The organism is Microbispora sp. NPDC088329, assembly GCF_040685655.1.
GTDB lineage: Bacteria > Actinomycetota > Actinomycetes > Streptosporangiales > Streptosporangiaceae > Microbispora.
The window spans coordinates 22,353-42,235 of the sequence record NZ_JBFBIP010000021.1 but is presented as its reverse complement, the minus strand read 5'-3'; the positions used below and the strand labels follow the sequence as shown (position 1 = coordinate 42,235).

The window sequence follows — 19,883 nt, the reverse complement described above, 5'->3', positions numbered from 1 at the left end:
CGCGGGCCGTCGCGGTCTCAGGTTGCGCCGAATGTGGCGGCCGGAGCGCCTCGCGGAGAGGGGCGCGCATCTTCCCGTGCGTACGCGTGCGACCGCCCCTTCGGATCAGCGGCCGGAGATGACCCTCAGGACGTGAACGTGATGCTGTTCACCATGTGGTCGATGTTCGAGCTGTCACACCGGCCCGCTGGGCAGAAGAACGCGATCAGGACGGTGGTGCCGGTGTCGCCCTGCCGCACCAGATAGGCGATGAAATCGAGCCGTCCGGTTCCGGCCTGCTGGGGGTCGCTGAGCACCCCCTCGATCCGGAACCCGGGTTTGGCTCCGACCGTCGTGGGCGAAGGCACGCCGTAGTAGGTGGTCACGCCGGGGAGCGCGGGACCCAGGCTCTCCTGGAGCTCCATCGGCGAGTCCGAGGTGCTCAGGGTGTTGCTGACCTGGGCGAACACGCCGGTGGCCCGGTCGGGATGGGCCGTGATGAGGGGGTTCACCTTCGACCAGTCGGTGTTGCCCGGCACCGCGAACAGCGCGTCGAACTCGTCAACGGCCGGGGAGGCGATCATCCACTGGTCGGCGTTGGTCCTGGCGTCGCCCCAGGCCGCGGGGTAGGCCATGGTGAACGGCGCCGCGGTGCTGCCCGGGTAGGTGTTCCACGTGGCGGCGGTGTCCCCGCCTCGCGTGAGCAGCAATGTGGCGGCGACGGCGATGGCCACCAGGACGGCCAGCCCGCCGATCAGCGGCCCGAGCGGCACCCGGCGCCGGCCGCCCCTGCCCGACGGCGCCGTGCCACTCGACGCGACCGTGACCTGGGCGTGCGGTGATCCGGGCGGATACGAGCCGTGCCCCTGTCCCGGAGCGGTCGCGCGCGCGTCCGGCGGGTAGCTCGTGGGCGGGCGGGACGAGGGCACGGCGCCCTGCGGCCCGGGCACCGAATGGGGTGGCACAGAGCCCGCGGAGCGGGCGCCGGGGGGTGCAGAGCCCGAGGACCGGGCGCCGGGGGGTACAGAGCCCGAGGACCGGGCGCCGGGCGGCCTGGAGTCGGGCGGCACCGAGGAGGGTGCGGACACCGTGGGAACGGACGCGGCGGAGGCGGAGGGATGGGAGGGCGCGGCCGGCGGATACGAGGAGTGCGGCCGGGACCCCGAAGGGCCGGGAGCCTCCGGGGACTGCCCGGACGCCGGGGGATAGGACGGGGAGACCGCCCCCGCCGGGCCGCCCGCTCCGCCGCTGACCGTCCCGCCGCTGATCGCATCGCGCAGCGCGGACACGAACACCTGGCACGTCGGGAACCGCTCGGCCGGCGACTTGGCCAGTGCTCGTGCGATCACGGCGTTCACCGCGTGCGGCAGGTCCGGCCGGTACGGCGTGAGCGGCGGCGGGTCGTGGGAGACGTGCGCGTAGAGCAGCGCGAGCTCGGTGTCCCGCTGGAACGGCGGCTGCCCGGCGAGCGCCTCGTACACCACGCAGGCGAAGGCGTACAGGTCGCTGCGGCCGTCGACCGGCAGGCCGCGGATCTGCTCGGGGGCGACGTAGCGCGGGGTGCCCATGAAGTGGCCGTGGCTGGTCAGCCCGGCCTCGGCCGATGAGCTCTTGGTCAGCCCGAAGTCGGTGAGATAGACGTGATCGGACCGCGTGACCAGGATGTTGGCCGGTTTCACGTCGCGGTGCACCAGGCCGTGGGCGTGCGCGGAGTCCAGGGCGGAGGCGATCTGCGCGAACAGCGGGTTGGCCCGCCCGACGGGCAGCGGGCCCTCCGACTGCACGAGCTTGCGCAGGTCGCTGCCCTCGACATAACGCATGGCGATGAACAGCAGGTCGTCGCGCTCGCCGGCCTCGTACACCGGGATGATGTTGGGGTGGTCGATGCTCGCCACCATGCGTGACTCGCGCACGAACCGGTCACGGAAGCGATCGTCGTGCGCGAGTTGCGGCGCGAGCACCTTCAGCGCCACGGCCCGGCCGAGCCGCTGGTCGCGCGCGCGGTAGACCGTCGCCATGCCGCCCCGCCCGACGACCGCCTCGACCGTGTAGTCGCCGAGCCGCCGCCCGACGAGCGGCGGCGTCGCGGGCCCCTCGGTCATCCGGCATCCCCCCTGAACATTCCCCTGGTCACGAGCCGGTCGGGTTCCCGCAGTAGCCGCAGAAACGGTGTCCCTGGCCCAGCCGCATCCCGCACTGCGTGCAGAACTGCACCTGCGCCTGTCCTCTGGGCGGGGACGGGTCCTGCGGGTACGAATGCCCGTGCGGCGGCGACGGGTCCGGCGGGTACGAACGTCCCCATGGCGGAGACGGATCGGCCGTCGCCTGGACGCCCGCCGGCTCCGCGCCCGCCGGAGTGACCGGCTGGGTGCCCGCCGGGGTGCCCTGCTGGGTGCCCTGCTGTGGGGCCGGTCCGACGACCTCGGGCGACCGGGCGGCTTCGGCGCCGAACACCCTGGTGACGGCGTACGGCGGCCAGGAGGTCTCCTGGGACGGGACCGCGGCGGCGTCGCCCGCGAACCCCCCGTCCCCGCCGACACCGTGCCCGGCGAGCCCGGGGTCCGTCTGGCCGCCGTTCGGGTAGACCTCGCCGGGCAGGCCGTCGCCGTCCTGTCCCGCGGCGGCCGCGGCGCTCCTGCGGCGCAGCAGCACGACGCCACCGGCCAGCAGGGCGAGCACCACCACGCCGCCGGACGCCCACACGTATGGCGGCACCGAGGCTTCCGGCTTCTCCGCGCGCACCGGGCGCGCCACCGGCCTGGCGCCGGCGTCCTCCGCCGTGCCCGCCTTGGCCTGGGCGACCCGCAGGTGGTCGGCCGCGACCGCGTGGTCGGGCCGCAGGTTGAGCACCTGCTGCAGCGCCGGTACCGCGCCGGTGTAGAGCTTGTTGTGGTAGGAGGCGAGCGCGTTCTCGTACACGACGTCGACCGGACCGCGGCGCGGGGTGACCCCGGCGGCGACCAGCGCGCTGCGGATCTCGTCGGCGGGGGTGATGGTCAGGGGCTGGTCGCCGCCGCCGGAGACGAACCCGACCACCTCGCTCTTGCCGTCGTCGATGAGGGCCGCGCCGACCGCGCCGTCGTCGAGCAGCTTGAGAACCTTGTCGCGCTCCTTGACGGTCCTGCTGCCCGGCGGGGTGAGGTGCGCGGTGTCGAGCTTGGGCGGCAGCTTCGCCGACGGCCTGCCGGGGAGCGCCATCACGTCGAGCGACTCGACGGCGCCGCCGATCGCGGTGCCCAGCGGGACCGTGGGCAGCGACTGCTTCTCGCCGCCCTTGGTGACCTTCAGCACGGCGGGGGCCGCCGGGGACGCCCCGGTGGTCAGGATCTGCGCGGGCAGGCCCCCGGGCGGCGGCGGGTCGAGGTAGGGGTGGACGGTGACGTTCGTCGTGACCTGGGCGATGCAGGTCGAGTCGGTCTGCTGCGGCGGATAGCACGCCTTGAGCCGCCGGTCGAGGTCGGGGTCGTCCAGCGAGTGCCGCTTGAAGTCGGCCGGGACCTTCACCTTGAAGTACTCGGCGAACACCCGGTTGGCCGCGTACACCCGGGGGTCGTCCGCGGGCTGCACGACCTGGGTCGCGGTGACGACGACACCGTCGGGCGCGACCGTGAACCCGCTGCCCTTCGCCAGGTCGACGTCATAATCGCGGACCATCTGCTTGATCACGCCGCGGTCGTCGAGCAGCGTGATGCGCACGTGTGAGGAGGACTCCACGCGTACGGCGCCGGGGGTGACCCGGTCGGTGGAACCGCTGGGATGCGGGTGGAGCATGGGCGCACCGAGCGCGGCGAGCACGCCCAGCCCCGCGATAAGGGAGTGCAGGCGGGGCATCTGCTTCTCCTAGGCCTGTTCGGAGGTTCAAGCGTCTCAGCGCGGACAGTGTTCGACAAGGTGAGTCTCGTGACCGACACCCACTTGATACAGGGCGATGATCGCGCGGTCACTTGACGATGACTTGCAGACCAATTGCGGGGCGTATGTTCCCTAGTGCGCAGTATGCCGGGCAGGGATTACTCTGCGCGTCATGCGCATGCCCCCCCTCCGCTCGGTCCCCCGCGTCGACCTCCTGATCGGTATCGCGATCATGGCGCTGGGCACCCTTGAGGCGTTCACGGTCGCCACGGAGTACGGCGCGGCCCAGAACCCCCAGCTGTGGTGGATCGGGCAGGCGCTGGTCACCGGAGTCCTGGTCTGGTATCGCCGCAGGGCGCCGGTGGCGGTGTTCATCCTGATGATCCTCGCGCAGTACGCCTGGCATCGGCAGGGCAACGAACACTGTCCGGTCTGGCAGCTCGCCGCGCTGCTCATCGTCTTTCACACGGTCGGCGCGCATCTGCCGTTCAGACCGGGCGGGACCTGGGCCCTGGTGGGCATCCTCGTCTTCGACTCCGGTGCCGTCGACCACCGCTTCCTGCCGTTCGAGGAGGTCATCTTCCTGACGGTGATGTTCGGCTCGGCGTACGTCACGGGCCTGGCCCTGCGCGGTTACCTGCTGCGCGTTCACCGGATGGCCGAGCGGGCGGCGCGGCTGGAGATGGAGCGGGAACGCCGGGCGGCCGAGGCCGTGGCCGCCGAACGCAACCGGATCGCCAGGGAACTGCACGACGTGGTGGCCCACAGCGTGAGCATGATGGTCATGCAGGCCGGGGTGCTGCGCCGCCGGATGGGCGCGGCCCGGGACGGCCGGGGCTCCTCGGAGACCGAGATCCTCGCCGGCATCGAGCAGGCGGGCCGTGAGGCGGTCGAGGAGCTGCGGATCATGCTCGGCGCGCTGCGGATGCCGCAGGACGAGGCGCTGCCGCAGCCGGGGCTCGACATGGTGCCCAACCTCATCTCGACGGTCGGGTCCTCGGGGCTTCGCGTCACGCTGGAGGCCGAGGGCGACGCCGTACGGCTCGCGCCGGGTCTCGACCTGTCGGCCTACCGGATCGTGCAGGAGGCCCTCACCAACGCGGTCAAGTACGCCGGGGAGGCCGACGTGCGCATCCGGATCGCCTACCGCCCCGATCGGCTGGAGCTGGAGATAACCGATAATGGCGGGGGCGCGGGACCGGCGCTGTCCACCGGCAACGGGCTCATCGGCATGCGCGAGCGGGCCGAGCTGTTCGGCGGCTCCCTCGACGCCGGGCCGCTGCCGGAGGGCGGATTCCGGGTCCGCGCGACGCTGCCGATCTCCCAGGGAGTGCCGATGAGCGAGGCCACGAATTGACGATCCGCATCGTCCTCGCGGACGACCAGGCGATGATCCGGGCCGGCCTGCGCATGGTGGTCGAGAGCGAGCCCGGGATGGAGATCGTGGGCGAGGCCGCCGACGGCGCCGACGCGGTCGCGCTGGCCCGCCGGGTGCGGCCCGACATCGTGCTCATGGACATCTCGATGCCCCGCATGGACGGGCTCACCGCGGCCAGGCAGCTGCTCGACGCGCCGCACCCGCCCAAGGTCATCATGCTCACGACGTTCGACACCGACGAGAACCTGTACGCCGCGCTGCGCGCGGGCACCAGCGGCTTCCTGCTGAAGGTGTCGCCGCCCGAGCAGCTCGTGGAGGCCATCAGGGTCGTCGCCGCCGGTGACGGCCTGCTCGACCCGGCCGTCACCACGCGGGTGATCGCGTCCTTCGCCGGCCGGCACGAGCCGGTGCGCCCGCCGCAGCTCGCCGAGCTCACCCCGCGCGAGCTGGAGGTGCTGCGGATGCTCGCCCGCGGCCTCACCAACGCCGAGATCGCCAAGGAGCTCTTCGTCGGCGAGGCCACGGTCAAAACCCACGTCGCCCGTGTGCTCATGAAACTGAACCTGCGCGACCGCGCTCAGGCGGTCGTGTTCGCGTACGAGTCGGGCGTGGTGACGCCGGGGTCGGCGCTCGGGTAGTACGACGCCCACTCGGCGTTGCTCATCTTGAGCACCTTGAGGCCGAGGTAGCCCATGGCGATGACGGGGGCGCCCCAGAACGGGATCGTGGCCGGGCTGTAGGGCACGGCGGCCGCGCCGAGGTAGCCGGCGGCGACGACGGCCGGAACCCACCAGTGGACGAAGCCGGTGCGGGACACGGCCAGCAGGAGCAGCGGCAGTCCGACCATGCCGAAGTAGATCCACGGCAGCGTGAAGCCGAAGATCACGCCGGGCAGTTCGAACACCTGGTCGAACATCTTCTGGCCCTGTTCCACGGGGTAGTGCTGCCCGAACCACCACTCCACGGGGTCCATCAGGAGCAGCGCCGAGACGCTGATGTAGCCGACGATCGTCATGCCGCCCGCGATGTGCCCGAGGACGACGGCCTTCTTGCGCACCAGGTGCAGCAGGCCGAAGGCCGCGATTGGGACGAGCAGCCAGCTCCAGTGGTAGAGCGCGGACTCCAGCTGGGCCAGGGCCGGGTTGGCGCCGTAGCTGACCATCTCGCGGTCGTCCCCCCATGTGCCGGGGTCGACGAGGAGCGCGACGAACTGCAGCAGCGGCGCGACGAACAGCAGGACTCCGGTGACGCTCCGCCGGAAGGCCACCGAGTCGGACAGTTTGAACATCGATCTTTCCCCTTGCTCGGGTCTGTCTCCCTATGGCCGGTGACGGTAGGTGAGCGACCCCCGAGGGCTCGTCCGCCGCTCGGGTGATGTCTCCTCATCCGCTAGAGCGACTTATCGCCACAGAGCGAGGTATGTGTATATTTTCCGGAAGATGGCTCACACTACGGGAGATTTTTCATGAAGGCGTTCCCGGCGGTCCTGTTCGACGAGGCGCACAGCGAGGCGTGGACGATCCGGCGAGAGGTCGCCGAGTCGATGAATCCCGCCCACCCCGACGACAACAGCTACGCGGAGGCCGCCGGGGCGCTGCGGCGGCTCGGCCACACGGTGCGCGCGCACACCGAGGGGCCGGTCACCCCGGACGTGCTGGCCGGGTGTGACGTCTTCGTGGTCGCGCACCCCTCGGCCGGGCGCTGGGAGCGCACCACCGGGGTCGGCAGCCCGGTCTTCGCCGCCGGGGAGATCGACGCCATCGAGGCGTACGTCGCGGGCGGCGGCGGGCTCATCGTGCTGGCCGAGCACGAGCAGGAGAAGTACGGCAGCAACCTGGCCGACCTGCTCGCCCGCTTCGGGGTGACGGTCGAGCACACGACCGTGCAGGACCCCGGGAACTGCCACAACAAGGTCGCCACCTGGATCCTCGGCGCTCCCTCCGCGCAGGCCGTGACAGGGCAGGCCGTGGCCGGGCGGGGCGGCGTCGCCCAGGACCTGCTGGCCGAGGTCCGCCGCGCCTGCTTCTACCGCGCGGGCACGCTCGGCGTGCCGGCCGGGGCGAGCGTCCTGTTCGAGACCTCGGCCTCCGCCGACCCGGCGTCCGCCCCGCTGGTGGCCGCCGTACGGCACGGTCGCGGCCGCGTGGTCGTCCTGGCCGACTCCGACCTGTTCGGCGACGACTCGATCCGCGACTACGACCACGAGAAGCTGTGGGGCAACCTGGTGACCTGGGCCGCCCGCGTGCCCGAGGCGTCCGGGGCCGCCCGCGCGTCCCGCCCCGAGCCGGCGGAGGAGTTCGCCCGGCTGAAGGCCGCCGTCGAGCGGCTGCGCCCGCTGCAGGCCAAGGACGGCTCCGTCACCGGCGACCACGACGAGGCCGTGGCGTGCATCAGCGAGATCGTCGACGGCATCGCCCGGCTCGCGCCGCACTTCCCGCACGACGCCGAGTATCTCGACGCGGTGATGAAGGACTTCCGCGCGTGGGTGGCGGCCGGGCTCGGCAAGCCCGACTTCCTCGACTCGCTGAACCTCTTCCACCCCGACGCCCAGCGGATCGACGGCCTGGAGCACCTGGTCGTCTTCCCGATGTACACCCAGAACGGCAACCCCGACCGCAACGTCGAGGCGGTCTGGATCCGGGTCGTGTGGCCCGAGTGGCTGGCCGAGCTGGAGCGGAACGGCTACGACAACCCGATGTTCGTGCCGATCACGTTCGTCGACTTCACCTCCGGCTACGACACCAACTCGGCCGTGCTGTTCCCCGAGACCGTGGTCGTGCGCGAGACCCCGCCGCGCTTCACCTGGGGCGGCATCTTCTGCGACCGCGAGGCGGCCCGGTTCCGCCGGGTCAGCGAGGCCGCCGCGGCCACACTGAAGCTGGAGCTGCCGCCGGACGCCGCCCGGCTGCTGGCGTCGCAGGACCTCGCCCAGGACACGTTCGTGCTGTGGGACCTCGTCCACGACCGCACGCACAGCCACGGCGACCTGCCGTTCGACCCCTTTATGATCAAGCAGCGCATGCCGTACTGGCTCTACAGCCTGGAGGAGCTGCGCTGCGACCTCACGGCGTTCGGCGAGGCCGTGAAGCTGGAGGCGGCGGGCGTGCCGCACGCGCGGTACGTGCAGTACGCCATCCTGTTCGACCGGCTGTTCCGCTTCCCGATCACGGGTGAGCGGGTGCGCAACTACGACGGGCTCGGCGGCCAGCTGCTTTTCGCCTACCTGCACCGGCAGGGCGTCGTGCGGTGGACCGACAACCGGCTCACGATCGACTGGTCGCGGGTCGCCGACGGCGTCGCCGACCTGCGCGGCGAGGTGGAGAAGCTCTACCGCGACGGCATCGACCGGTCCAAGCGCGCCCACTGGCTCGCCGCCCACGAGCTGGTCGCCACGTACGTCGAGCCCGACCCGGCCTCGGTGTGGAAGCAGGGCGTCCACGCGCTGCCCGCCGAGCAGAAGGCCATGGTCGACGCCGTGCTGCCCGACGAGTTCCCGCTGAGCATGTTCTACGAGGCCCTGCGCCGTAAGCTCACCGACGTGGTGGAGTCGACCCGGGGCATCCGGGCGTGAGCGGGGACCGCGTGGATGAGATCGGGAGGAACGTGAGATGAGCAGGGTGATCGTGGTCACGGGGGCGGGCGGCCCGGCCGGCCGCGCCGTCGTCGGGAAGTTCACCGAGCTCGGCGACATGGTCGTCGGCGTGGACAAGTCCGGCGCCGAGGGATGCCTGGCCGTCGACCTGCTCGACCGGGACGCCGTACGCGGCCTGGCCGAGCGGGTGCGGGCCGAGCACGGCCGGGTGGACGGCGTCGTCCACCTGGTCGGCGGCTGGCGAGGGTCGAAGACCTTCGCCGGCACCTCGCTCGACGACTGGGACCTGCTGCACGACCTGCTGATCAGGACCTTGCAGCACGTGTCGCTGGAGTTCGAGCCGCTGCTGCGGGAGAGCGGCGACGGCCGCTTCGCGATCGTGTCGGCGCGGGCGGCGCAGAAGCCGACCCAGGGCGGCGCGGCGTACGCGGCCGCGAAGGCCGCCGCCGAGGCGTGGACGCTGTCGCTGGCCGACGCGCTGAAGGACACCTCCGCCGCCGCGGTGGTCCTGGTGGTGAACGCGTTGGTGCACGATGAGATGAGGGCCGCGAACCCGGACAAGCCGTATCGGACCTTCACCGACGTGAAGGACCTGGCCGCGGCGGTCGCGGGCCTGTGGGACGAGGCGCCCGCGGCGGTCAACGGCCGCAGGATCGACCTCACGCCCTGATCTACGCTGCCGATCCGGCTTCACGGCCGGCCTGCTCGGGCCGGCCGCGGAGCCTGAAACCGCGATGGAGAGACATCTCGTGACAACCGATGCCGTACGCCGGCACGACCCGGCGAGCCGGACGTTCGCCAGCGACAACTACGCCGGGGTGCACCCCGAGATCCTCGAGGCGATCGCCCTCGCCAACGGCGGACACCAGGTCTCCTACGGCGACGACGTCTACACCGAGGCGGTGCGGGGCGTCTTCCGCAGGCACTTCGGCGAGCAGGCCGAGGTGTTCCCCGTGTTCAACGGCACGGCGGCCAATGTCGTGTCGCTGCGCTCGATGTGCGCCCACTGGGAGGCCGTGGTCTGCCCGGAGAGCGCGCACATCAACACCGACGAGGGCGGCGCGCCCGAGGTCACCGGCCGGCTGAAGCTGCTGACCGTGCCGACTCCGGACGGCAAGCTCACGCCGGACCTGATCGACCGGCAGGCGTGGGGCTTCGGCGACGTGCACCGGGCGCAGCCGCGAGTCGTGTCGATCTCCAACGCGACCGAGCTGGGCACGCTCTACACCCCGGCCGAGATCAAGGCGATCTGCGACCACGCCCACGAGCTGGGAATGTTCGTCCACCTCGACGGTTCGCGGATCACCAACGCCGCCGCGGCCCTGGACGTCCCGCTGCGCGCCCTGACCACGGACGCGGGGGTCGACGTGCTGTCCTTCGGCGGCACCAAGATCGGACTGTTGCTGGGCGAGGCCGTCGTCGTGCTGAACCCCGAGGCGTCGCGGGGCCTGCCGTACCTGCGCAAGACGAGCATGCAGCTCGCCTCGAAGATGCGCTTCGTGTCGGTGCAGTTCGAGGCCCTGCTCGGGGGCGACCTGTGGCTGCGCAACGCCCGCAGGGCCAACGCCATGGCCCAGCGGCTCGCGGACGCCGTACGGGACCTGCCCGGGGTGAGCGTGCCGCGCCCGGTCGAGGCCAACGCGGTCTTCGCGGTCCTGCCGGCCGATGTGGCCGACCGGCTGCGCAAGCGGTTCCGGTTCTACAACTGGAACGAGCAGGTCGGCGGGGGCATGGTCGAGGTGCGGTGGATGTGCGCCTTCGACACCACCGAGGCCGACGTGGACGCGTTCGCCGCGGCGCTCGCCGAGGAACTGCGCGCCTGATCGTGACCGGCGGCCGGGCCGGTCGCCGCGCTATGAGCGTTCAGGCGGCGCCTGGGCCGGCGGCCGGTGGGAGGCCCGGCTCGCGGGGAGCCTCCTGGATGGGCCAGGCGATGTCGTCGACCGCCAGAAACGGCTCGCCCGCCACGCGCGCCGGGGTCACCCCGATGAAGGCCATGACGTCCCGGTGCAGGTGGGACTGGTCGGCGTATCCGGTCTCCACCGCCACCCGGGTCGCGCTCGCGCCCGCGACCAGGCGGTGGGCGGCGTGGTCGAAGCGGACCAGCGTCGCGGCGCGTTTGGGTGGCAGGCCGATTTGCGCGTGGAACCGGGACCACAGGCGCTTACGGCTCCATCCCACTTCGGCGGCCAGCCGGTCGACCCGGACCAGACCGCGGCCCGCGACGATCCGGCGCCAGGCCCACGTCACCTCCGGATCCACCGGCGGCCCCGCCTCGCACCGGCGGGCGAGCAGCGCGCCGGTCAGCGCGAAGCGGTCCTCCCAGGAGGAGACATCGGCCAGTCGCTCACGGATCTGTGACGCATCCCGGCCCCACAGGTCGTCGAGGGCCACCACGGCGCCGTCGAGGCCGGCGGGGGAGACGCCCAGAATCGCGCGTGCGACGGTGGGGGACAGGCGCACCTGCACGCACTCGACGTCCTCACCCCGTGCCCAGACCGCGCCGCCGGACCCGAACCCGGGCCCCGCGGCGAAACTCCCCCGCCGGCGCCGCCCGGCGGCGTAGTGCAGGACGGGCGAACCGGCGCCGAACTCCAGCAGCAGGGTCACGGCCGGATGCGGGACCATCCGGAGCGCGTCCAGGTCGCCGACCCGGAACCCGGCCATGGTGACACCGGCCACGCGGCTGGGCCGCCGCGGGCGGGCGACGTCCCACACGGCCTCACCGTGCACGAATGTCGACACGGCCGCCAGGCTATGCCAGTCATGCGGGGAACATTCGTCCAAGACACCGGCGCGCGCCGGCGGCGACAGTGGGCGCATGACTGTTTCCGACGGCAAGCGGCATGGGGAAGACGAGACCACCGCGAGTTCGACGCTGTCCCTGGACGACGGCGACATCCATGTGTGCCAGGACGGCCCCCGCGACGCCCCGGCACTCCTGCTGATCCACGGGTCCGCCTCCTCGACCCGTTCGTGGGACCGTCTGGTTCCGCTGCTGACCGGTTCGCACCGCGTCATCCGGATCGACCTGCTCGGGCACGGCCGGTCGGCAAAACCGGCCGGCCCGAGCTACGCGACCACGGAGCAGGGGCGCCGGGTCGGCGCGGCACTGGACCGGCTCGGCGTCGAGCGCGCGATCGTGGCCGGTCATTCCAGCGGCGGCGTGGTCGCCACAGCTCTCGCCGAGCGACGACCCGACCTGGTGACCGCGCTCGCGCTCATCAACACCGGACCCGGCATGGACGCCTTCATCGCATCGGGGTCCGCCGCGATCGCACCGTCGCAATGGCCGCCGACCGACGAGCAGATCCGCCAATTCGCGAGCACCGGTTTCAGCCGCGCGGGCTATCGAATCCCACGGGAGCTGCTGGACGAGGTGCGCATGATGACCTACCACACGCTCACCGCCACGATGCAGGGCGTTCGCGACTACCTGGAGCAGCGGGCGCTTCCGGACCGGCTCGCGGCCCTCGGCAAGCCGCTGCTGGTGATCTTCGGCGAGGACGACCGCAGGTGGCGATCCTCATCCGCCGCCGACTACCGCGTCGTTCCGGGCGCGACGATCGAGTTGCTGCCCGGTCTCGGGCACTCGCCCCTACTCGAGGACCCGCCGCGGACCGCCGGCCCCCTGCTGGCCTTCACCGCGATCCACGCCGCGCGGGCGGACTGAACGAGACCGCCGGACCGGCCGGAGAGGATCACGGCGCGGGGAGCGGCTGGGCTCCCCGCTGGGCCAGCAGCTCCTTCATCGTGCGGATCTCGGCGTTCTGCCCGTCCACGATGTGCTGGGCGAGAGCGCGCACCTCGTCGCGGTCCGACAGCTTGAGCAGGCCCTCGGCCATCTCCACGCCGCCCTGGTGATGGCGGATCATGAGCTGGAGGAACAGGATCTCCGCGTCCCTGCCCGTGGCCTGGCTGAGCCGGTTCATCTCCTCCTGCGTCGCCATGCCGGGCATCGTCCCGGGCGTCGTGGCGGACATGGCCGCCCCGCCGTGCCCGTGCCCGGACATCCAGGCCATCGCCGGGCGGTCGGAGCTCTGGTCCAGGCCCCACTGCTGGAGCCAGCCCATGAAAATTCCACGCTGCGTGCTCTGCGTCGTGATGATGTCGTACGCCAGGCTGCGCAGCGGCCCGTCGGACGTCTTGTCCCTGAGGGCGAAGGACATCTCCACGGCTTGGGCGTGGTGCACTCCCATGTCTCTGGCGAACCCGGCCTCGGGGGACGCGTCACCCGGCGTTCCCGACCTGGTGAAGAACACCACGAGCGCCGCCGCCGCGAGGAGGACGGCGACCAGCCCGAGGACGGGGAAGGGGCGCCGGGCCGGTGGAGCGGTCTCCGGCGGAGCGTCGATGTCAGTGCTCATCGCCCACAGGCTACTCGCCACGGCTGTCGCCCTGCCCGGAGCGATACCTTTAGCCACTATTCTCCATACGCAGCGGGGGTGTAAGTAATTTGCGGATGGAGGAGCGATGACCAAGGAGAAGACGCAGGCGAGGCGTGAGCACCTCGCCCGTATGCGCGCCGATCAGAAGCGCAAGGAGCGGCGCGCTGCGCTTCTCATGTGGGGGATAGGCGGCCTCGTGATCGTCGTCCTTGTCGCCCTCGTCGCGGTGTACGTGGTCAACGACCGCTCGGCCAAGTCGCTGAGCGCGGTCAAGACGTTCACCTACAAGGGCTCCGACCACTCCTGGACCAAGGTCTCCTACAAGGAGACTCCGCCCGTCGGTGGCCAGCACAACTTCTACTGGCAGAACTGCGGCATCTATGACAAGCCCATCCACAACGAGCACGGGGTCCACTCCCTGGAGCACGGCGCGGTGTGGATCACCTACCGCCCCGACCTGCCCAAGGCCGAGGTGGACAAGCTGAAGACCATCGCCTCCGCCGACTACATGCTGCTGAGCCCCTATCCGGGCCTGCCGTCCAAGATCGCCGCCAGCTCCTGGAACCACCAGATCACGCTGGACTCCGCGGACGACCCCCGCCTGAAGGAGTTCGTCAAGAAGTACAAGCAGAACCCGACCACCACTCCCGAGTACGGCGCCTCCTGCTCGGGCGGCATCGGCACGACCGAGGAGCAGCCCCTCCCGCCGCCGCAGGGTGACACCGCGCAGGAGCCGATGCCCAGCACGGCCCCGTCCTCCTGATCGGTCCCACTGCCCGGCCGGGTCCTCCCGGCCGGGCTCTCACGGGACCAGCACGCGGTCCACGGGCACCGACTCCAGCCCGTGCGCCTGGGCCACCGGGCGGCTCGTGAGGTGGCCCTGGTGAGTGCTCAGCCCGAGGGCGAGCGCGGCGTCGGCGGTCAGCGCCTCGCGCCAGCCCAGGTCCGCGATCGCCAGCGCGTACGGCAGGGTGACGTTGGTCAGCGCGTACGTCGAGGTGTGCGGCACCGCCCCCGGCATGTTGGCCACGCAGTAGAACACCGAGCCGTGCACGCGGTAGACCGGGTCGGCGTGCGTGGTCGGCCGCGAGTCCTCGAAACAGCCGCCCTGGTCGATGGAGATGTCCACGAGCACCGATCCCGGCTTCATCCGGGAGACGAGGTCGTTGCTCACCAGGGTCGGCGCCTTGGCGCCCGGCACCAGCACCGCGCCGATGACCAGGTCGGCGTCCACCACCGCCCGCTCGACCTCGTACGCGTTGGACGCGACGGTCTGGCAGCCGCCCCGGTAGACGAGGTCGGCGTGGCGTAACCGGTCGACGTCCCGGTCGAGCAGCAGCACCTGGGCCCGCATGCCCATCGCGACCGCGGCCGCGTTCATGCCCGACACGCCCGCGCCGATCACCACCACCTTGGCCGGATAGGTGCCGGGAACGCCGCTCATCAGCACCCCGCGCCCGCCGCCCTGGCGCATCAGGTGGTAGGCGCCCACCTGAGGGGCCAGCCGTCCGGCGACCTCCGACATCGGCGCGAGCAGCGGCAGCGTGCGGTCGGGTTTCTGCACGGTCTCGTACGCGATGCCGGTCACGCCCGACTCCAGCATCGCCCGGGTGCACTGCTCCGAGGCGGCCAGGTGGAGATAGGTGAACAGCACCTGGCCCTTGCGCATCCGGTGGTACTCGTCCGGCACCGGTTCCTTGACCTTCAGGATCAGGTCGCCCTCGGCCCACAGTTCGTCCGCCGTGCCGAGGATGACGGCCCCCGCCGCCGCGAAGTCCTCGTCGGGGATCGCCGACCCCTGCCCCGCGCCCTGCTCGATGAGGACCCGGTGACCCTTGCGCACGAACTCGTTGACCCCCGCGGGTGTGAGCGCGACCCGGTATTCGTGAGTCTTGATCTCTCGGGGAACTCCCACCTTCATGTTTTCACTGTCTGCTCACGATGCCCGTCTGGACATCGGGCAACGGGCAACCATTTGGCGGATATTCATGACAAATTGTCAATTCGGGGGTGTGTTGTATGGTCCATGGTCGGCCGGTTACCCACGGTTGGCAGACCTCGGTAGGCTCTGCGAGCGGTGTAAGGGATCGAGGTGGGAATGCACAACGCGCCCGTGTCGGGAGACGAGGAACCCGGTCCGTGGCCCGGCGGCCCGGCATCGGGAGCCGAGACGGCGCCCATGCCGAAGCCGGCCGTCCCCGAGGAACGCGGCGGCATGCCCGCCGAGACGTCCGGAGGGTACGACTGGTTCGGCGGTACGAGTGGCGGGCCGGCGGCCGTGGAAGAGACGTCCGTGCTGCCCGGCGTCGCCGACGTCGGGCCGAGTGACCCGTACGGCGGACCCGGCGACCCGCTGAGCGGGCCGGCCGGCCCCCCGCGTGAGCCTGGCGGGCCCGATGATCCGCTCGGCGTGCCCGGCGGGCCGGGTGAGTACGGCGATCCGCTCGGTGGGCCGCGTGAGCCCGATGGGCTCCGTGATCCGCTCGCTGACCCACTCGGCGTGCCGGGCGCGCCCACGGGCCCCCTCGGTCCGCCAGGCGAACCCGGCCCGCCCGGTGTGCCCGGCGACCCCGATGCTTTCGTCGCGATCCCGCCCGTCGAGCCGGTGGAGCCCGGTCCGCCCGCTGTGCCGGATGGTCTGCCGCCCGGTGTGGAGGCCGCGCCGGGTGATGTGGTTCCGGACGGGACCGGAGGGCCGGGTGACGGGCCGCCCGCCTCCACCGGTCCCGTGGAGCCCAGGGCGGCCAGAGGGACGACGATCACTCTCGTCGTGGCCCTCGTGCTGGTGGTCGTGATGTCCGGCGTCCTCGGCGCCGTCGCCGTGCTGATGACCCGCAACCCGGACGCCCCGCCGCTCGCGAAGACGCCTGTGCGCACCCTCCTGACGTCCGTGCACTTCGCCCCGGTCAACGGAGTGGGGCCCGCGCCCTGCACCGGGACCGATGCGATCCCGGACGACAAGGGCAGCAGCTGCTATCAACTCGACCCGGGAGTCACGGTCACGACCGTACAGAAGATCGAGGAGGTGCCGGACAGCGACGGCACCTACTCGATCCGGCTCGTGCTGTCCCCCTCCAGCAGGGAGCAGATCGCCGCGCTCACCCGCGAGACGGTCAAGCAGCAGCTCGCGATCGTGGTGGGGGAGAAGGTGGTGGCGGCTCCGCGCGTGGCCCAGGAGATCACCCAGGACAGCCTCGGGATCGCGGGCTTCGACAAGGCGCAGGCCGATGCGATCATGGCGCTGCTGACCGGGTCCGCCCCCGCCGGGCAGCAGAACCCGGCCGTCTCGCCCTCCGCCCCTGCCGCCGGTCAGCCCGGTGGAACCCAACCCGACGGGACTCAGCAGGGCGGCACTCAGCCCGGTGGCAGCCAGCAGGGTGGAACCCAACCCGACGGGACTCAGCCCGGCGGCACCCAGCCCGGCGGCACTCAGCAGGGCGGAAGCCAGCCCGGCGGCACCCAGCAGGGTGGAACTCAGCAGGGCGGAAGCCAGCCCGGCGGCACTCAGCAGGGTGGAACTCAGCAGGGCGGCCAGGAGACCTTCGGCTGACCCCTACCCCCCGAAAGGGGGGTGGGGGTGCAAGTCGGGGTCAATCGGGGGTCAATCCGGGTGCAAGTAAATCCCTCTAACGTATGGTGCGTGACAGCTCGATGGTTGCGAGGCGCGGTCGCCACGGCCGCGACCGCCGCGTTCATGCTCCCCGCCTCCCCGCTCGCCGCCTCCCCTGCCCTCGCGCACGCCGCGCCGGTTTCCGCCCAGGCTTCGCCGCAGGCCGGGCCCGCACCGGCGACGGTCGCCAAGAAGCTGCTCGACGCGTGGCTGCGCCGGGACCGCCCTGCGGCCTCCCGGGTCGCCACCGCCGGCGCGACCACCACGCTCTTCTCCTATCCTTTCCGCGCCCCGGACGAGTTCGCGGGCTGCTCGGGCAATGCCTGCCGGTTCGTCCACACCAGCGTGCGTGTGCCCGGCGGGCTGCGCGGGATCTTGATGATCGTGTCGGGCGGCAAGGTCACGAAGGTGTACGCGTCGCGTCACCTCGTCAAGCCGTCCGCCGCCGCCGGGCACCTGTTCGACGCCTGGCGCAGGGGCGACCGCAACCGGGGCCTGGAGGCCGCCACGACCACGGCGGTCAAGACGCTGTTCCGGACGAAGTACGACCCGAAGGGCGTGAAGTACTTCTTCCAGGGCTGCGGATCGGAGCCGAAGGGCTACAGCTGTGCCTACTCCTACGAGGGCGGCGGCATGTTCATGCACGTGCGGGGCTCGAAGAGCCGCGGTTACGAGGTGACCTCCATCGGCTACATCGCGGACTGACCCCAGCCGGCCGGCTCCGGGCCGCGCGTACGACGGCGGTGCTCAGGCGGGCGCGGTCGCGAGGGCGATGTCCTCGGGCCTGATCGGCACGCGGGGGAGATCCAGCCCGGTCGCGGCCCTGACCGCCGCCGCGACCGCCGGAGTCGACGACAGCGTGGGCGGCTCGCCCGCGCCCCGCAGGCCGTACGGCGCGTGAGGGTCGGGGTTCTCCAGGACCGACAGCCGCATCGGCGGCATGTCGAGGATGGTGGGGATCAGATAGTCGGTGAACGACGGGTTGAGCACCCGGCCGTCCCTGACCTGGATCTCCTCCATCAGCGCCAGGCCCAGGCCCTGCGCCGAGCCGCCGTGGATCTGCCCCTCGAGGGCGAGAGGATTGAGGATCTTCCCGACGTCCTGCACGGCGGCCAGTTCGACGACCTTGACCAGGCCCAGCTCGACGTCCACGTCGACCACGGCCCGGTGCACGCACAACGCGAGCTGCGTGTGCGAGTCGCCCCGGCCCGTGACGGGGTCCATCGGGAAGGTGGGCCGGTGGCGGTACTCCCGCGTCTCCTCGACCGGCCCGAACCGCTCCAGCACCTCCACGAGCGACAGGTCCGGATGCGCGGCCCGCAGCGCGTCGAGACGTCCCCGCACCGCCTCGCAGGCCGTCTTGACCGCTCCGCCGGTGACGTACGACTGGCGGGAGGCCGAGGAGGACCCGGCGGAGCCGACGGCGGTGTCCGCCGGGGCGACCGTGACCCTGCCGATCCCGAGCTCCGTACGCGCGATCTGGGCCTGGACGGTCACGAGCCCCTGGCCCACCTCGGCGGCGGCGGTGTGGACGAGCACGTGCGGCTCGTCCCCGGCGAGCTCGACGCGCACCCGTGCCGTCGAGTAGTCGTCGAAGCCCTCGGAGAAGCAGATGTTCTTGATGCCGACGCCGTAGCCCACGCCGCGCCGCACCCCCTCGCCGTGCGTGGTCTGCGCGACGCCGCCCGGCAGCGCCCGCAGGTCCGTGGAGGCGGGCGGCGGCAGCGGCATCGCGGCCAGCTCGGCGAGCATGTCCGCGAGCGGCGCGGGGCTGTCGATCTCCTGCCCGGTGGCCAGGCGCGACCCCTGCGACACCGCGTTGCGGACGCGGATCTCGACCGGTGACAGCCCGCAGGCCGCCGCGAGCCGGTCCATCTGCGACTCGTACGCGTAGCACGCCTGAACCGCCCCGAACCCGCGCATCGCACCACAGGGCGGGTTGTTCGTGTAGACGCCGTACGCGTCGATCCGGACGTTGCCCACCTCGTACGGCCCGACGCCGAGCGACGCGGCGTTGCCCACCACGGCGGGGGTGGACGAGCAGTAGGCGCCGCCGTCGAGCAGGATCTCGGCCTTGACGTAGACGAGCCGCCCTCCGGCGGTCGCGCCGTGCTCGTAGCGCATCCGCGCCGGATGCCGGTGGACGTGACCGAAGAACGACTCCTCGCGGCCGTACACCATCTTGACCGGGCGGCCCGTCCGCAGCGCCAGCATCGAGGCGTGGACCTGCATCGACAGGTCCTCCCTGGCGCCGAACGCGCCGCCGACCCCGGCGAGCGCCAGCCGCACCTTCTCCTTCGGCAGGCCCAGGCACGGCGCCACCTGGTCCTGGTCGACGTGCAGCCACTGGGTGGCGACGAACAGGTCGACCCCGCCGTCCTCGGCGGGCACGGCCAGACCCGACTCCGGCCCGAGGAACGCCTGGTCCTGCATGCCGACCTCGTACTCGCCGGTGACGACCACCTCGGCCTCGAACGTGTTCCCCACCCTGATCGGCTGGTGCCGTACCACGTTGCCCTCCGGGTGGACGGCGGGACAGGACGGGTCGAAGGCGGCCCGGCGGGGGTCGGTCACCGCCTCGCGCTCCTCGTAGCGCACCACGATCGCGGCGGCGGCGCGGCGCGCGGTCTCCGGATGGTCGGCGGCCACGATCGCCACGGGTTCGCCCTGGTAACGGACCTGGTCGACGGCGAGCACCGGCTGGTCGCGGCGCTCCAGCCCGTAGAACTTCTCGCCGGGCACGTCCTCGTGGGTGAGCACGGCGAACACGCCGGGCATCGCGAGCGCGGGACCGGCGTCGATCGCGCGGATCCACGCCGACGGGTGCGGGCTGCGCAGCGTGGCGCCCCAGAGCATGCCCTCCAGCCACAGGTCGGAGGAGTACGCGAACTCCCCGGTCACCTTCAGCGTGCCGTCGGGGCGCGGCGCGCTCTCGCCGAGGCCCGGGCGCCGGCCGGTCTCCGTCGCCGTCTCCGTCGTCATCCGCTGCTCCACGGTCGTAGTAGAGCAACCGGGCGTGGGCCGGGCCTATCGGCGCGGTCATGAAACCCGGCGGCGGGTGGGGTCGATGGTTGTACATATCTC

16 protein-coding genes are annotated in these 19,883 nt (G+C 72.0%); 9 read left to right on the top strand and 7 right to left on the bottom strand.

Features of this window, described 5'->3' with window-relative positions:
• Positions 1–125: 125 nt before the first annotated feature.
• Together AB0O28_RS30880 and AB0O28_RS30875 are read right to left on the bottom strand one after the other, a co-directional pair.
• A complete protein-coding gene (locus tag AB0O28_RS30880; RefSeq protein ID WP_363646080.1) occupies positions 126–2,081 on the bottom strand; it encodes a protein kinase in 1,956 nt (651 codons plus the stop codon).
• A 28-nt stretch (positions 2,082–2,109) separates the two neighbouring features.
• A complete protein-coding gene (locus AB0O28_RS30875; RefSeq protein WP_363646079.1) occupies positions 2,110–3,810 on the bottom strand; it encodes a hypothetical protein in 1,701 nt (566 codons plus the stop codon).
• Positions 3,811–4,003: 193 nt separating this feature from the next.
• Here AB0O28_RS30875 and AB0O28_RS30870 point away from each other — a divergent pair, with 193 nt between their 5' ends.
• Both AB0O28_RS30870 and AB0O28_RS30865 read left to right on the top strand, forming a co-directional pair.
• Positions 4,004–5,188, top strand: coding sequence for a histidine kinase (locus AB0O28_RS30870; RefSeq protein WP_363646078.1), 1,185 nt, complete (start codon positions 4,004–4,006; stop codon positions 5,186–5,188).
• Positions 5,185–5,847, top strand: a complete 663-nt coding sequence (locus AB0O28_RS30865) for a response regulator transcription factor (protein WP_363646077.1) — start codon at positions 5,185–5,187, stop codon at positions 5,845–5,847. The genes AB0O28_RS30870 and AB0O28_RS30865 overlap by 4 nt, the downstream gene beginning before the upstream one ends.
• Here AB0O28_RS30865 and AB0O28_RS30860 read toward each other — a convergent pair.
• Positions 5,787–6,497 carry a hypothetical protein gene (locus AB0O28_RS30860; protein WP_363646075.1) on the bottom strand — a complete coding sequence of 237 codons (711 nt, stop codon included), beginning with the start codon at positions 6,495–6,497 and terminating at the stop codon, positions 5,787–5,789. The genes AB0O28_RS30865 and AB0O28_RS30860 overlap by 61 nt on opposite strands.
• 177 nt (positions 6,498–6,674) lie before the next feature.
• On the opposite strand from AB0O28_RS30860, the gene AB0O28_RS30855 reads away from it, so the two are divergent.
• The 3 genes from AB0O28_RS30855 (at position 6,675) to AB0O28_RS30845 (ending at position 10,624) form a co-directional block, all read left to right on the top strand.
• Positions 6,675–8,780, top strand: coding sequence for a DUF6421 family protein (locus AB0O28_RS30855; protein ID WP_363646074.1), 2,106 nt, complete (start codon positions 6,675–6,677; stop codon positions 8,778–8,780).
• A 37-nt stretch (positions 8,781–8,817) separates the two neighbouring features.
• A complete protein-coding gene (locus AB0O28_RS30850) occupies positions 8,818–9,471 on the top strand; it encodes an SDR family NAD(P)-dependent oxidoreductase (protein ID WP_363646073.1) in 654 nt (217 codons plus the stop codon).
• Positions 9,472–9,535: 64 nt separating this feature from the next.
• Positions 9,536–10,624: a low specificity L-threonine aldolase gene (locus AB0O28_RS30845; protein WP_363646072.1), complete on the top strand. Its 1,089-nt coding sequence runs from the start codon at positions 9,536–9,538 to the stop codon at positions 10,622–10,624.
• Positions 10,625–10,664: 40 nt separating this feature from the next.
• Here the strand turns inward: AB0O28_RS30845 and AB0O28_RS30840 are convergent, their stop codons facing one another.
• Entirely contained in the window at positions 10,665–11,546 is an 882-nt protein-coding gene (locus AB0O28_RS30840) for a helix-turn-helix domain-containing protein (protein ID WP_363646071.1), read from the bottom strand.
• A 76-nt stretch (positions 11,547–11,622) separates the two neighbouring features.
• Between AB0O28_RS30840 and AB0O28_RS30835 the strand changes: the two genes are divergently transcribed.
• Complete coding sequence (locus AB0O28_RS30835; protein WP_363646070.1) at positions 11,623–12,474, top strand: alpha/beta hydrolase; 852 nt, start codon at positions 11,623–11,625, stop codon at positions 12,472–12,474.
• Positions 12,475–12,502: 28 nt separating this feature from the next.
• On the opposite strand, the gene AB0O28_RS30830 is transcribed toward AB0O28_RS30835, so the two are convergent.
• Positions 12,503–13,168, bottom strand: a complete 666-nt coding sequence (locus tag AB0O28_RS30830) for a DUF305 domain-containing protein (protein ID WP_363646069.1) — start codon at positions 13,166–13,168, stop codon at positions 12,503–12,505.
• A gap of 106 nt (positions 13,169–13,274) precedes the next feature.
• On the opposite strand from AB0O28_RS30830, the gene AB0O28_RS30825 reads away from it, so the two are divergent.
• A complete protein-coding gene (locus tag AB0O28_RS30825; RefSeq protein WP_363646068.1) occupies positions 13,275–13,952 on the top strand; it encodes a DUF3105 domain-containing protein in 678 nt (225 codons plus the stop codon).
• Between the two features lie 39 nt (positions 13,953–13,991).
• On the opposite strand, the gene ald is transcribed toward AB0O28_RS30825, so the two are convergent.
• Positions 13,992–15,110 (bottom strand): alanine dehydrogenase, encoded by a 1,119-nt coding sequence (gene ald, locus AB0O28_RS30820; RefSeq protein WP_363646067.1) that lies wholly within the window; start codon positions 15,108–15,110, stop codon positions 13,992–13,994.
• Positions 15,111–15,287: 177 nt separating this feature from the next.
• Between ald and AB0O28_RS30815 the strand changes: the two genes are divergently transcribed.
• Both AB0O28_RS30815 and AB0O28_RS30810 read left to right on the top strand, forming a co-directional pair.
• Complete coding sequence (locus tag AB0O28_RS30815; RefSeq protein WP_363646066.1) at positions 15,288–16,739, top strand: hypothetical protein; 1,452 nt, start codon at positions 15,288–15,290, stop codon at positions 16,737–16,739.
• A 90-nt stretch (positions 16,740–16,829) separates the two neighbouring features.
• On the top strand, positions 16,830–17,504 hold the full coding sequence (locus AB0O28_RS30810; RefSeq protein WP_363646065.1) for a hypothetical protein: 675 nt from the start codon (positions 16,830–16,832) through the stop codon (positions 17,502–17,504).
• A gap of 42 nt (positions 17,505–17,546) precedes the next feature.
• Here the strand turns inward: AB0O28_RS30810 and AB0O28_RS30805 are convergent, their stop codons facing one another.
• The gene (locus tag AB0O28_RS30805) at positions 17,547–19,781 is read right to left on the bottom strand and encodes a molybdopterin cofactor-binding domain-containing protein (RefSeq protein WP_363646064.1); all 2,235 of its coding nucleotides are present in this window, start codon (positions 19,779–19,781) and stop codon (positions 17,547–17,549) included.
• Between the last annotated feature and the right edge of the window lie 102 nt (positions 19,782–19,883).